The 13,865-nt window shown below is 60.3% G+C and carries 9 protein-coding genes and 1 pseudogene; 8 read left to right on the forward strand and 2 right to left on the reverse strand.

Going from position 1 to position 13,865, the window contains the following annotated elements; genetic code table 11:
• Positions 1 to 27: 27 nt before the first annotated feature.
• The 3 genes from FJ970_RS33065 to FJ970_RS33075 all read left to right on the forward strand — a co-directional run bounded on the left by FJ970_RS33065 (position 28) and on the right by FJ970_RS33075 (position 5,495).
• Positions 28 to 2,109 carry a hydantoinase/oxoprolinase family protein gene (locus FJ970_RS33065; protein WP_140765392.1) on the forward strand — a complete coding sequence of 694 codons (2,082 nt, stop codon included), beginning with the start codon at positions 28 to 30 and terminating at the stop codon, positions 2,107 to 2,109.
• Positions 2,110 to 2,126: 17 nt separating this feature from the next.
• Positions 2,127 to 3,926, forward strand: coding sequence for a hydantoinase B/oxoprolinase family protein (locus FJ970_RS33070; RefSeq protein ID WP_181178829.1), 1,800 nt, complete (start codon positions 2,127 to 2,129; stop codon positions 3,924 to 3,926).
• 63 nt (positions 3,927 to 3,989) lie between these two features.
• On the forward strand, positions 3,990 to 5,495 hold the full coding sequence (locus FJ970_RS33075) for an NCS1 family transporter (RefSeq protein ID WP_227792282.1): 1,506 nt from the start codon (positions 3,990 to 3,992) through the stop codon (positions 5,493 to 5,495).
• 625 nt (positions 5,496 to 6,120) lie between these two features.
• On the opposite strand, the pseudogene FJ970_RS33080 reads toward FJ970_RS33075, so the two are convergent.
• Positions 6,121 to 7,151, reverse strand: a pseudogene (locus FJ970_RS33080) (IS110 family transposase).
• 599 nt (positions 7,152 to 7,750) lie between these two features.
• Here FJ970_RS33080 and FJ970_RS33085 point away from each other — a divergent pair.
• The 5 genes from FJ970_RS33085 to FJ970_RS33105 all read left to right on the forward strand — a co-directional run bounded on the left by FJ970_RS33085 (position 7,751) and on the right by FJ970_RS33105 (position 12,170).
• Positions 7,751 to 8,488: an amino acid ABC transporter ATP-binding protein gene (locus tag FJ970_RS33085; RefSeq protein ID WP_140758461.1), complete on the forward strand. Its 738-nt coding sequence runs from the start codon at positions 7,751 to 7,753 to the stop codon at positions 8,486 to 8,488.
• Positions 8,489 to 8,539: 51 nt separating this feature from the next.
• Positions 8,540 to 9,352 (forward strand): transporter substrate-binding domain-containing protein, encoded by an 813-nt coding sequence (locus FJ970_RS33090; RefSeq protein ID WP_210241231.1) that lies wholly within the window; start codon positions 8,540 to 8,542, stop codon positions 9,350 to 9,352.
• 124 nt (positions 9,353 to 9,476) lie between these two features.
• A complete protein-coding gene (locus FJ970_RS33095) occupies positions 9,477 to 10,172 on the forward strand; it encodes an amino acid ABC transporter permease (RefSeq protein WP_140758446.1) in 696 nt (231 codons plus the stop codon).
• A 2-nt stretch (positions 10,173 to 10,174) separates the two neighbouring features.
• On the forward strand, positions 10,175 to 10,858 hold the full coding sequence (locus tag FJ970_RS33100) for an amino acid ABC transporter permease (protein WP_140758445.1): 684 nt from the start codon (positions 10,175 to 10,177) through the stop codon (positions 10,856 to 10,858).
• A gap of 22 nt (positions 10,859 to 10,880) precedes the next feature.
• Positions 10,881 to 12,170 (forward strand): NAD(P)/FAD-dependent oxidoreductase, encoded by a 1,290-nt coding sequence (locus FJ970_RS33105; protein ID WP_140758444.1) that lies wholly within the window; start codon positions 10,881 to 10,883, stop codon positions 12,168 to 12,170.
• 5 nt (positions 12,171 to 12,175) lie between these two features.
• Here FJ970_RS33105 and FJ970_RS33110 read toward each other — a convergent pair whose 3' ends face one another.
• Positions 12,176 to 13,486 carry an NAD(P)/FAD-dependent oxidoreductase gene (locus tag FJ970_RS33110; protein ID WP_140758443.1) on the reverse strand — a complete coding sequence of 437 codons (1,311 nt, stop codon included), beginning with the start codon at positions 13,484 to 13,486 and terminating at the stop codon, positions 12,176 to 12,178.
• Between the last annotated feature and the right edge of the window lie 379 nt (positions 13,487 to 13,865).

Here is a 13,865-nt window from a genome sequence, read left to right on the forward strand (position 1 = left end):
TTTCTTTTTTCCCAGGGAGGAAACAGCATGGCTCGCATAGGCGTGGACGTTGGCGGAACCAACACCGACCTCGTGCTCGAATGCGCAACGGGCGTATTCTACCACAAGGTTCCGACAACCTTGAAGAACCAGTCGATCGGTGTTGTCGAAGGCGTCAGGGGCATATGCGACATGGCCGGCATCGACACGAGTGATGTCGACGTCATCGTCCACGGCACGACCACGGCGACCAACATCACCATCGAGCACAATGGTTCGGAAACCGGCATGCTGACCACGCGGGGCTTCCGCGACATCCTGCATATCGGTCGTCACAAGCGCCCTTACAATTTCTCCCTGCATTTCAGCGTTCCGTGGCAGGACCAGCCGCTGGTGAAGCGCCGCAATCGCATCGCCATTTCCGAACGCATCCTGCCGCCCAAGGGCGAAGTCGAAACAGCGCTTGACGAACAGGAAGTCCACGACGCGATCAAGGTCTTCAAGAAGCGCGGCATCAATTCCATTGTCATCGGCTTCATGTTTTCGTTCCTGAACGACCAGCATGAGCGTCGCGCCAAGGAGATCGTCCTGGAAGAAATGCCCGACGCCTATGTCACGCTGTCGAGCGAAGTCGCCAATGTCATGCGCGAATACGAACGCTTCTCGACGGCGGCGATGAACTGTTATGTCGGGCCGAAGACCGCCTTCTACCTGCGCGATCTGGAATCGAAGCTGCGCGAAGCCGGCGTGTCATCCAAACTGCGCATCATGCAGTCGAACGGCGGCGTCTCCACGGTGGAATCCTGCGCCACGCGTCCGGTCCGCATCCTGATGTCTGGCCCGGCCGGCGGTGTTATCGGCGGCGCCTCGGAAGCCGTCATGGCTGGCGTCAAGAACATCATTACGGTCGACATCGGCGGCACCTCGGCCGACATCAGCACCATTCCGGACGGCCGCGTGAAGATCATGAATCCACGCGACACCTTTGTCTCGGGCCATCCGGTGCTTACCCCGATGATCGATCTCGTCACCATCGGCGCTGGCGGCGGCTCGGTCGCCTATATCGATGAAGCCGGTGCTTTCAATGTCGGTCCGCGTTCGGCCGGCTCCGAACCCGGTCCAGCATGCTATGGGCGCGGCGGCACGGAGCCGACCGTCACCGATGCGCAGATCGTGCTCGGCCGGCTCGACGCGGACCTTGTCCTTGGTGGCGACCTCAGGCTCGATCCCGAGCTTTCGAAAAAGGCGATCGAGGATAAGATCGCCAAGCCGCTTGGCTTGTCGGTCAAGGACGCCGCGATCGGCATCATCAAGATCATCAACAACAATATGGCGCTGGCCATTCGCTCGAACTCGGTGGCGCGCGGCATCGATCCGCGTCAGTTCTCCATCCTGCCTTTCGGCGGTGCCGGCCCGCTGCATGGCGTGGCGCTGGCCGAGGCGATTTCGGCCCGGGACGTCATCGTCCCGGTTGCGCCCGGCATCACCGCGGCGGTCGGGCTCTTGAAGACCGACCTTCAGTATGAGCACACCGAAGCGGTGATCGTTGAGCTGAACGCAGCCGGCGATAGCGACCTTGATCGCATCAACCGCGCTGCCGAAGCACTGCGCGCCCGAGTTGTCGCCGAACTGGATGACGACGGCATTCCGCGCGACAAACAGTTCATCGAGATCGTAGCCGAGTGCCGCTATCACGGCCAGGGTTTTGAGCTTCGTGCCACAATGCCAAACGGGCTGGTGACGCAGGCCAACAAGGCGGTCATCATCGGAAGTTTCCACGATCAGCATCAGCTCGACTACGGCTACAGCTACCGTGACCAGGAGGTCGAACTAATCACGCTTCGCGCCATAGGCCGGGCCGCCGTCGAGCGGCTGCAAGTGCCCAAGGTGCGGCCGGCTGATGGCTCCAGTACTGACCGCGCGCTGATGTTCGTGCGGGCAACGACATTCGACGACGGACGCACGCTGGAGACGCCGCGCTACGACCGCACCAACCTCTACGCGGGCGACCGCGTCAGCGGACCGGCGATCCTGGTGCAGCACGATTCAACGACACTGGTGCCGCCCGGCTATGTCGCCGAAACGCTTGAATACGGCAACACGCGCATTCATCGCGCAGGCGTTGCCTGAGAAAGGGAGGATTTTACATGATCAGCATGGCCCAGGCAGTGGCGCTCAAGGAAGTGCCGGCGGAAATCGATCCGATCACCTTGCAGGTACTTCGCGGCTCGTTCGAAACCATCGCGGAAGAGATGGCACATGTTCTCTACCGCATGTCCTTTTCGTCGATCATCCGTGAATCCGAGGATCTCGGCGCCGGACTGTTCGATGCCGATTTCAACACGCTTTGCGAGTCCGAATCGACGCCGATGCACATCGGCTCGATCCCTGGCTACCTGCGCGGCATCCAGGCGACGCTGGAGGATGGGGAGTGGTATGACGGCGACGTCGTCGTCCACAACCATCCATATCACGGCTCGAGCCATTCCCCCGACCTCGCCATCGTGGTGCCGGTCTTCTACCAGGGACGTCTGGTCGGGTTCGCGGGCAACACCGCCCACCACGTCGACATCGGCGCGGCGACGCCGGGCCTTATCATCGACGTGCCTGACGTTTTCGCCGAAGGCATGCTGTTTGCTGGTACCAAGCTCTACCGCAAAGGCCAACCGAACAACGCCATGTGGAATTTCATCCGCAACAACAGCCGTGCGGCCCGGCAGCTGGTGAGCGACATCGAAGCGCAGGTCGCTTCGGCCCGGCTAGGCGCCAAGCGCTTCGTCGAACTCATCGAAAAATTTGGCGAAGGTATTGTCTTCCAGGCGGCGAACCAGCTGATGGACTATGCCGAACGCATGATGCGCCAGCGCATCTCCGACATCCCGGATGGCGAATACACGGCCGAAGGCTCGCTCGACGATGACGGCCGCAATCGCGACAAGCAGCTGAAGGTCAAGGTCACGATCCGGGTGAAGGGCGACGAACTCGATGTCGACTTGACCGGATCGGCCGACCAGACGCCGACCGCCTACAATGTGCCGTTCGAAGGATCGACGAAGGTCGCGGCTTATGCGGCGTTCCGCAAACTCCTGCTCGACGCCTATACATCGGATGTCCGCGTGCCATCGAACGAGGGATCATTCCGCCCGATCAACGTGATCGCGCCCCTGGGCTCGATTTTCAATCCGAAGGCGCCGGCCTCCGCCGAAGCCCGCTTCACCCAGTGCAACCGGATGATCGATCTGATCATCAAGGCGCTAGCGCCGGTGATGCCGGAAACCGTGATTGCCGGCAGTTCGGCCTCGATCTCGTTCGCCGCCTATTCCGGCGTCCGTCCAAGCGGCGACTACTGGGTGTTCCTGGAAGTGAATGAGGGCGCCTATGGCGGGCGTCCGCGCTCCGACGGCCCCGACAGCATCGACAATCTGATGGCCAATACGCGCAACAATCCACTCGAGGATCTGGCCATGCACATTCCGATGATCTGCGACCGCTATGAGCTTCGCGACGATATGCCGCCGGGCGCCGGCGAGTTCCGCGGCGGTCTTGGCGTGGTCAAGGCCCAGCGTGTCCTTTCGTCCGGCTTCATCACCCACGAATCCGAACGCCACAAGGAAGCTCCCTGGGGGGTGTTCGGCGGAACTGAAGGCGCGGTTGGCAAATGCGTCGTTTACAACACAGCGAACCCGGCTAGTGCGCGCGAGATGTATTCGAAGTTCTCCGGCCTAGCCGTCGAGGCCAATGACGTGATGGCCTACTACAGTCCCAACGGTGGCGGCTACGGCTCGCCGCTGAAACGGCCTGCTCAGAAGGTCCTCGAAGACGTTCTGGACGGCTTTTATTCCGCCGACCATGCCCGCGAAGTCTATGGCGTGGCCGTCGATGTCGAGGCGGAAACAGTCGACATCGAAGCTACCGCGAAGCTGAGAGCAGCCAAGAACCAGACATAGGTTCGTCACGAGCACTCGCATCCGCAAACACGAGATTATATGCAACCGTAGATGGAGGTAGCCGTGACTATTGCAGCTCAAACGATATCGGTCGAGCATGAGCGAAGCACGCTCATCGAGGAATCGATCCTGCCTACAACTCTTGCCCAGCGGCCTATCACCACCCTGGGCTACGCCGGGATCTGGATCGGCATTGCAGTCATTATCGCAACCTATTCCCTCGGCGCCACCGGCGTTGGGGGAGGCGTGTCCCTCGCAGGCGTCATCCTGACGATCTTCTTCGCCAATATCGGCATCGGGCTGTTCATGCTGTTCACGGCCGATATCGGCACCGAGCATGGGCTGCCGTTCGCGGTCTATCTGCGTGCGCCTTTCGGCGTTCACGGCACCCATGTGCCGGCCATCTCGCGTGGCCTTGTCGCCTCGATGTGGTTCGGTATCCAGACATATCTGGGGGCCCTGGCGCTGAACGGCATCGGCTCGCACTTTCTTGGCTTTGACAATTGGTTCGTCTGGTATGCCTTGTTTGGCATCGTCCAGGTCGTCAACACGGCATTCGGCATCAAGGCGATTGAAAAGCTGGCTGCTCTGGCAGCGCCCTGCATCATCGCGATTTCGGTGTGGATGTATTTCACCCTTGACGGTATTGCCCAGACCAAGGGACTGAACATCTGGAATTTCCATGCCGAAGGTCACATGTCGCTCGCAGTGCTCTTCATCGCCAACCTCGGCTTCTGGTCGACCATGGCAATCGACATTCCGAATCTGACGCGCTTCGTGAAGACCGTGCCGGGCACAAAGTCCTTCCTGAAACGCAACAAGAGCATTTTCGCCGCGCAACTGATCGCCCTGCCGCTGACGCAGGCGATGATTGCCGGCATCGGCGGCGTTTCGTTCATCGCAACGGGGAACTGGAACCCGATCGAAGTCATCCAGGCCGAAAGCCAGGGCTTCGCACTGATCTTGCTCCTGGTGCTTGTCGTCCTGGCGCAGTGGTCGACCAACACTGCCGCGAACCTGATCCCGTCGGCTCTGACTCTGGTCAACCTCTCGCCGCGTTACATCAACTACAAAACGGGCGTTGCGCTCGCCGGAATCATCGGCACGCTCTGCTTCCCGTGGCAGATCCTCAACAACCTGTTCGTCTTCCTCGGCTACTACGGCGCCTTCCTGTCGGCGATCGGCGGCATCATGACGGCCGACTACTATCTGATCCGCCGTCGCCGGCTGAACGTGCCAGATCTCTACTGCATGACTGGCCAGTTCCGCTATTCAGGTGGCGTCAATTGGGCGGGCATGCTCGCTTGGCTGATCGCCGGCGGCATAGCTGCGTATTATTCCGACTACGCCTTCATCATCGGCTTCCCGCTCGGCCTTGTTCTGTACTACGTCTTCATGAAGGCGCTGGTGCTCCCAGGTAACCCTCAGCAGGAAATCGAGAGCGGCTACTCCGACCGCTTTCTCGCAACCTCCGTCGGCGAAAACTGGGTCCATGTCGGGCACGGCAAGTTCCAGCGGATGAGCGCTTCCGAATTGGGCGCCGCTAACATAGGTCGCGAAGACCTTTAGCTATCTTAGCTCCGCCAGACTGCTTCAAGTCATTGGGCGTCGCCGGATTGTTGCGGCGCCCAACTGGGGCTGGAGGATACAAGCACGGCCATTGTCGCAGTCGGAGGCGCTCGTGCAAATATGTCAGTATCGCGTCCTGATCGGGACGCTCGGTCGCAGGATCTGTCGGTTCGGCCCGCACGCTGTCGCAACGGCGGGATACGGGTCGCGTTCATGGCGCAAAGGGGACGGTTGTATCCTCTTTCGGATGCGAGGGGGAATCTTCTGGCTCGCCGAGCACCTTGGCGGCAATTTGCGCGACGCAACTTCTCGCGAGCTGTCCTCAAGGTGATAAGGCTGAAGCTAACAAGACTGCGCTTTCATCGCCTTTTGAGTGCTCCCAAAGTTGTCTAATTGCGATGGGGTCGTCAACCGTCTTTTAGGCGTTTCGACGGCGCTGCCGGTGCATGGTTGTCTACGCGGTCGACAGGAGTCGCCGCACGATGGGGCTTCGCGGGAGGAGCCTTCCAATGTCGCATACGCACGCCACTCAATCAGCGTGCAACTTTCGAGGCGGAATGACTCTGCCCACGTCCCGGCAGGGACGTCTCAAGCGCTCGGATGTTGAACGCTATTCACAAAAATCTCATGCTGCGACTCCTCCGAGTTGCCGATCGAAGTATGCACTGGTCTTGAGCATTGCGAGCATCGTCACATCTAAATTGCGCGCAACGGCTACAGCAGCACGTTTGAAGACAAACCTTTCCTTGAGTTTGAGCCCCCATGTCCGCAGGCAACTGGCAGCCTAACTGCGGGAAAGCATGACCGTCGCAGCTTCGTAAAGAGAAGGGTGCGCAAACGAGGATCGCCCCGCCTCGAGATGTGACCATCATAATCAATCTCGCCCGATTGGTAGCGGCGGGTTGTCAGGCCGAGCCAGGCACCGACGGAGCGAGATGTCTTGAAGTTGCTCGGATCTTCGATGGCCGCCGCAAAGGACGTTGCAACAGTCACACCGACGCCGGGGATCGACATGAGAATTTTACAGGTCTCGCTTTGGCGCGCATCCACAATGAGTTGACGGGCGAGATCGGCAGCGCGCATGCGAAGGCTGCACCACGCTTTCAGCAGTGGCAGGATAACAGGAGCCAGTTGCTCTTGGTCCGCAAGGAGGCGTTGGACATGCCTCTCGAACATGTTCCCCTTGCCCGCCGGCACGATTATGCCGAAGGTCTTCATGAGCCCGCGGATCTGGTTGGACAGCTCAGTGGTCATGCGAACCAGGCGGGCGCGGGCCCCGACCAGCGTGCGGGTCAGCATGCTGTCGAATCCCTTGACGCGTACTTCACGATAGAAGCCCACCTCCGCCAGATGCGCCAAACCATCCGCGTCGTTGGCATCGGTTTTATTGGGCGCCATATCGAGCGCAGCCTTGGCATGACGTGCATCGATGCAGATTGCCGGCAACCCCTCAGCGCGAAGCGCATGATAGAACCATACCGACAGGGGGCCGGTTTCGAACACGACGCGTTTCACGTCCGGCGCGCGCTTGTGAACAAGCTCGGCAATGAGCTTCGGATCAGAAGCACATTTGCCCCGCCAGACGCGGGCGCCGGCGCGTCGAATTGAGATTGCCGTCTCTTTCATCGAGACATCAAGGCCGATAAAATCATCCATGGCTGCTCTCTCCGATAGTTGCCTGGGCCCGTGCGAATCGTGAGCCCGTACGTCCATCTTATCGGGGGAGCAGCCACCTCCCATTTGGGATTGGTTTCATGGGGCTTCGCTCCCGCAATTACCCCATGTCGCATAAAGGGCAGCCTGGAATTTTGAGCCTAGGTACCGAGCAGGCGAGTGCCCGCTGGCCGGACATCTCCCGCTGCCTGGTGACCTGCAGCCAGCAATTGCTCGGCGACACATATGATTTAGCGCAAACTAAGTCAGTTCGCCGGCCTCATATCTGGAAAGCACCTGACGAAGCTTATATTCCACCATAGCGTGCCTTCGAACCTTACAAGCATCTCGAAGAAACCGCTTGTTTTGGCCAGTTCGATCGGCTTTCATGACGGCGCTTGCGAGAGTACCAGAATGCATTGGATAGGAAAGATGACCGCCGGCTTTCGAACTAGCCGATGCGACGGCAAAATTGATACGCCCGAATTTGGGCACTTAATGTCGACTGGGGGAATCCTTGGGCTAATACAGAACGTTCAATCACGACGCGAACCTGTGTTCGCGATATCGTGAAGCTTACGCCTGATCAGGATCGCAAGCCGATCATCGTCGCTGAAGACGTCCGCAAGACCTATCGGTCCAATGATGGCCGTTCACACCTTGCGCTTGCCGGGGTCACCACTGCAATCGGGCATGGCGAGGTGCTCGTCATCTTCGGACCTTCCGGCTCCGGCAAGAGCACATTCCTTCGCACGATCAACGCGCTGGAGAGGATCGATTCCGGGCGGATCGTCATTGATGGCGTTTCGCTTTCTGAACCCGGGGCTGACCTCAACAGGCTACGCGCCGACGTGGGTATGGTCTTCCAATCATTCAATCTATTCCAGCACCGAACGGCGCTCGACAATGTCGTGTTGCCGCAAACCGTGGTGCGTCGCCGTTCACGGACGGAAGCGTTGCGTCGGGCACATGAGCTGCTCGACAAAGTGGGCATAGATGATCGCGCGGGGCACTACCCCAGCCAACTGTCCGGTGGACAGCAGCAGCGCGTGGCCATCGCCCGCGCGCTGGCCATGGACCCCAAGGTGACGTTGTTCGATGAGCCGACCTCGGCGCTGGACCCGGAAACCGTCACCGGCATTCTCGACCTGATGAAGGTTTTGGCATCTGAAGGGATGACGATGGCGGTGGTTACCCACGAGATGGGCTTTGCGCGTGAAATCGCCGACCGCATGCTGTTCATGGACGCCGGATTGATCATCGAGGAAGGCACCCCTCAGCAGATTTTCCACTCGCCAAGGCAAGAGCGGACAAAGGAGTTCCTCAATCAGATACTATGATGTTGGACAATGTCAGATCGCAATCAACAAGGAAGAAAAGGGAGAGAGAAGATGAAGAACAGTTTCAATACCAGATTGACCGGAGCAGCCGCGACCTTGGCGATGATGCTGGCAGCCTGGTTCACGCTAGCGAGCGTGGCGCACGCCGACGAAATGGACGATATCCTGAAGCGGGGCGAACTGGTCGTCGCCGTCCAGACGCAGGGTCCGCCGGTCAGCTTCGTCGATAAAAAGGGCGAGCGCACCGGCCTTGCCGTCGAGTTCGCCAAGCAGATGGCTGCCGATCTCGGCGTGAAGGTTGTATTCCAGGATTACGACTGGAAAGGCCTCATTCCGGCGCTTCTGGCTGGCAAGGCAGACATGATTGCCGGCGACATGACCCCTACGCCGCAACGGGCGGCGCAGCTTTTGTTTTCCCGGCCGATGTTCTTCAACGACACGCTGGCCTTTGCCGCCAAGGACTCCCAGTACAAGACGTGGCAGGACCTCAACAAGGAAGGTGTGACGGTGGCGGCGCTGCAAGGCAGCACCTATGCCGATGCCGTGACCAAATATCTGCCGAAAGCGACGCTGAAGGTGTTTGCAGGCGGCGGCCCGGCGGTAGCGCAGACCCTCACCATGGGGCGGGTCGACGCGATGGTCGGCGGGCAGGACTATAATTCGTACGTGCGTCAGTTCGAAAATCTCAAGCCGCTCGAAGGCATAATGACGCGTGAGCCGCTGGCCTTTGCCACCCGGCCCAACGCTTTCCACCTCAAGATGTGGCTGGACAACTATGTAGAGCTGAAGACCGCCGATAATTCGCTGCAGACACTGCTGGCCTATTGGTGGACCTCCGATGCCTGGGAGAAGGATCACAAATAGGGCTTCTGAAACCGATCGACGCGGTGATCCCGCGCCGCGTCGATCAAACCCCTTCTGCCCATAGCCTACATCCTGACTAGGTCGCCGAGGCGGTCAAAGCCCTGAGCTCCAATGCGGAAACCGGATGAACTGGGTCCTTGATTTTTACAACTATCGCATCGTCGAGCAGTATCTCGGGCGCTTCGCCGAGGGTCTTGAAAATACGCTTGTCGCGGCGGCTGTCAGCCTCATCGCCGCCGTCACCCTTGGCACGGTGTTGGCGCTTTGCCGCATGTCGAGCCGCGCAATTCTGTGGCGCCCGGTAGCGGGCTATGTCGCGTTCATTCTGGCGACCCCACTGCTGGTGCAGATTTATCTTATCTACTACGGTCTACCGATCCTGGTTCCGGCAACTGGCCGCTGGAGCGAACTGACCCTCGGTATCATGGCGTTGTCGCTGCACAATGCCGCCTATATGAGCGAGATCGTGCGCGGCGGCATCGCGTCGGTTTCGCGGGGGCAGATCGAAGGCGGCAAGGCAGTTGGCATGTCCTATCTGCAGCGGCTGCGGTACATCGTCCTGCCGCAGGCGTTCGCCAATACCCTGCCTCCCCTGCTTGGTCAGACCGCGGTGCTGATCAAGGACACCTCGCTTCTTTCGATCATCGCGGTTTTTGATTTCCTCAGTGCCGGCCTGTTGCTGAATAGCGAAAGGGTGCGGCCCAACGAGAGCTTCCTCACCATAGCCGCCGGCTATCTCGCCATCTACGCCGTGATGCTGGGTTTGTCATGGACGGTCAAGCGCTGGCTCGCCGGCCCCGCATGGAACACCGGGAGGTAGCAATGCAGCATTATCTCGACATAGTCGTCGCGATCCTGCCTTTCCTGTGGACCGGTTTCGTGCAGACGTTCTGGGTCTCGCTCATCGCAATCGTCGTCGGCTCCGTGCTGGGCTTCCTAATCGGCGTCGTGCGAAGCCAGCGGGTGCCGGTGTTCCACCAGCTTTTCGGCCTCTATATCCACATGCTGCGCGGGACACCGTTCCTGGTGCAGCTCTACGTCTTCTATTTCGTGCTGCCCAACACTGGCATTGACCCGCTGCAATGGAGTTCCGAGATGGCGGCGTTCGTCTCGCTCTCGGTCTATACCTCCAGTTATGTCGCCGAGATCGTGATGGGGGCTATCGACGCTGTTCCAAAGGGGCAGTGGGAGGCTGCCACCTCCTTGGGCTTAAGACGTGTCCCGATACTCTGCCTGGTCGTCCTGCCGCAGGCCTTGAAGTTGACAGTGCCGCCGATGAGCGGCGTCTATGTCAACATCATCAAGAACACAGCCATCCTTTCGGTGATCGGCATCTCGGAGCTGACGCGCCAGGGTGAGATTTCGATCATGCGGTTTCCGCGCGACGTGCTTTTCATCTACGGCGTGATCGCACTGGTTTATTTCGCCTACTGCTACCCGGTCCTGCGTTTCACGCGCTGGGCGGAGCGTAAGGTCGGCGGCACCCGTTTCATCAACCTCGATTGAGCCAGCGTGGCCGGCGGATCCAATGACCCCCTATGTCGACACCTACTACAGACGCACGCTGACGTCAGAGGCTTCGTACCCCGTGCTGTCTGGCCGGCATGATGCGAACGTCTGTATTGTCGGCGGCGGCCTCGCGGGATTGACGACTGCGCTCGAGCTTGCCCGGCGCGGGCTTTCGGTGACGGTCCTTGAGGCGCGCCGCGTCGCTTGGGGTGCGTCGGGCCGCAACGGAGGTTTCGTGTCTCCGGGGTGGGCGGCGCGCGGCGACCAGATCCGTAAGCGCGTCGGTACCGACCATGCCAGGGCCCTGTTTCGCCTTTCGATGGAGGGCGTCGCCATGGTCTCCGACGCCATCCGCGACCTGGCCATCACCGATGCGCAGGTCATTCACGGCATCTTGCGGGTATCGCGTTACGAAAATAGCGAGGCACTGAAGGCTCAGCGTGACCAACAGGAGACTGAGTTCGGCCGCCAGTTGCGCTTGCTTTCCCGCGAGGAAGTGCAAAGCCTGCTGCTATCGAGGAAGTACCATCAAGGGCTCCTGGACGACGCCTCGTTCCATTTCCACCCGCTGAATTATGCCCGCGCGCTGGCGCGCGAAATTGTTCGGCTCGGCGGATCCGTCCACGAGGATACGCCCGCGGTTTCTGCCGATCTCGCCGGCGCGGAAAAAAGAATACGCACGCCCGAAGGCGAAGTAAGCGCCGCGAGCGTCGTCTTTGCCGGCGGCGGCTATACCGACCGCGTCCTGCCGGCTCTGCGCCGCGCCTTGCTGCCGATCGCCACATACGTCGTGCTGAGTGAACTGGCGCCCGAACTGATTGCAACCGCGATCCGCACGCAATCGGGGATCAGCGATGGCCGGCGCGCCGGCGACTATTACCGCGTGGTTGACGGCAAGCTGCTATGGGGTGGGCGCATAACTACGCGCACCACCGATCCGCGCGACATCGCTGCCGTGATCCGGCGAGAAATGATCGCGACCTACCCCCAACTAGAGAGCTTGAAGGTCGCCGTGGCATGGTCGGGACTGATGGCTTACGCAAGACATTTAATGCCGCTGATCGGACCGGTTATGCTGGGCGTGTGGGCCTGTACCGGCTTCGGCGGCCATGGTCTCAACACCACCGCGATCGGTGCCCGGGTGGTCGCCGAGGCAATTGCGGGCGAGAGCGACCGCTATCGCGCGTTTGCGCCATTCGGTTTTTTGTGGAACGGCGGCCTTTTCGGCACTGCCGCTGTCCAAATGACTTACTGGGCCTATCAAGGCATGGACCTCGTCCGCGAACGCCGCTCAATGCGCGTTGCTTAGGCGTTTCAGAAGCGGTCAGGCGAATATGGGGCGGGGTCGATATGGGGCCGACTGGCGGTGACGAGTTCGGCGATCAGCCGTCCCGTCGAGCCGCCGCCGATCATACCCGTATGACCGTGGCCCGTCGCGACGAAGAGCGAGCTATGTCCCCGCACCTGGCCAATCGCCGGCACGCTGTCAGGCAGGGATGGGCGAAAGCCCATCCAGATCGTCGGCTCTCCGCCCTTCAGATCGGGAAACAGCGCTCGAGCGTGGGTGAGCAGGATTTCGGAACGCCGTTCGTCAGGTGGGGCTTCCAGGCCGGCAATCTCGACCGTGCCGGCGAGACGGAGGCCGTGTTCCATCGGCGACAGCGCGAAAGCCCGGTTCTTCATCTGGACCGGCATCGGCAATTCGATCGACGGGGAGGGGATCATCAGGTGGTAACCACGTTCCGTCTCGAGCGGCAATTCGGCACCGAGCGGCTCGAGCAAGCGGTTCGACCAGGCGCCAGCGGCGATGATCACGGCGTCCGCCTTTCGGTTGGCCGTGTTCGTCATAAGCGTGTAGCCACCTGCTTCGCGAGGGATGATCTTCAGCACGCGTTCCGCTTCGAACACACCGCCGGCTTGCCGCACCCCGTCAGCAATGGCCATGACCAAGCTATGTGGATCGATCGTATGGGCGTTGTGGGGATAGAGGAGCCCGCGTTTTGCAATGTTTGAAATACCCGGCAACAAGCGCTCCAAATCCGAGCGAGACAACGGTTCGGTGACGACGCCTTGCCGCTCGTTGATTTCAGCAGTGATGCGGTCGGAGAGACCAAGGGCCTCGCTTTCCCAGATCTGGATACCGCCTACCTCGCGGATCAGGGCTGCGAACGTTGGACCGCCGATCAAATCACGATAGCATTCGAGGTTGCCCCTATGAAGGTTGCATAGGGCGTCTGCTGCCCTATTCACGCGGTCCATCCGTCCGGCCCGAATCCATCTGAGCAGCCAAGGCGCTGCCTTCAACGCGTAGCGAGGCCTCAAAACCAGTGGTCCCAACGGATCGGTGAGCCAGCCTGGCACTTGCCGCAGCATTCCAGGGATGGCCACAGGCACGTTGCAATCGTGCCTGACCATTCCGGCATTGCCGAAAGACGTCGCGGTGCCGGGGGGCAACGGGTCAAGGACCGTGACGTTCAGACCTGCCCGCTTCAAATAAAGAGCTGCGCTGACGCCGACGATGCCCGCTCCAATAATTGCCACTTCCTTGACCAATTCCGGCATGTAGACGTTCACCCAATTTTTGAATTTCAAGCGCACGAACGTAAATTCAGGGCCGGTTGTCAAGCATGGACGGCAGGTCCGCCGCCTTCAGGACAGCAATAGCGGAAGCGACAGGGCGCTTCGCAAAGGGCGAGAAGTTTCAGACCGATTGTCGTACCGATGTTTGTCCACGTCCCGAACGCCCCAAAGGCAGAATGCGTCCGCCGCGGCGAAGAGTTCAAAATTGCAAACCGGAGCGGAACATCAGAGCTCTCTAACGGTTCTATCTTGGTCGATTTCCAAGGTAGGGGCGGCCGTGTCAGCGTTTGTGTCGTGTATTTTTCTGGTTTGACGGCGAGTGATCTCTTAGGCGGCGTTGTCTCCTTATTGGCCTGTTGTGTGTTCTACAACGTTATCGCAGAGGGTCGCCCGCACCGGTAGGCGCGGGAGCCGAGCGCCTGGC

It is taken from the genome of Mesorhizobium sp. B2-1-8, assembly GCF_006442545.2.
GTDB lineage: Bacteria > Pseudomonadota > Alphaproteobacteria > Rhizobiales > Rhizobiaceae > Mesorhizobium.

Bases quoted from the DNA above. Each gene is read 5' to 3' on its own strand.
- FJ970_RS33090 (WP_210241231.1), top strand. From the start codon at position 8,540: ATGAAGAACAGTTTCAATACCAGATTGACCGGAGCAGCCGCGACCTTG.
- FJ970_RS33095 (WP_140758446.1), top strand. From the start codon at position 9,477: ATGAACTGGGTCCTTGATTTTTACAACTATCGCATCGTCGAGCAGTAT.
- FJ970_RS33105 (WP_140758444.1), top strand. From the start codon at position 10,881: ATGACCCCCTATGTCGACACCTACTACAGACGCACGCTGACGTCAGAG.
- FJ970_RS33070 (WP_181178829.1), top strand. From the start codon at position 2,127: ATGATCAGCATGGCCCAGGCAGTGGCGCTCAAGGAAGTGCCGGCGGAA.
- FJ970_RS33100 (WP_140758445.1), top strand. From the start codon at position 10,175: ATGCAGCATTATCTCGACATAGTCGTCGCGATCCTGCCTTTCCTGTGG.
- FJ970_RS33065 (WP_140765392.1), top strand. From the start codon at position 28: ATGGCTCGCATAGGCGTGGACGTTGGCGGAACCAACACCGACCTCGTG.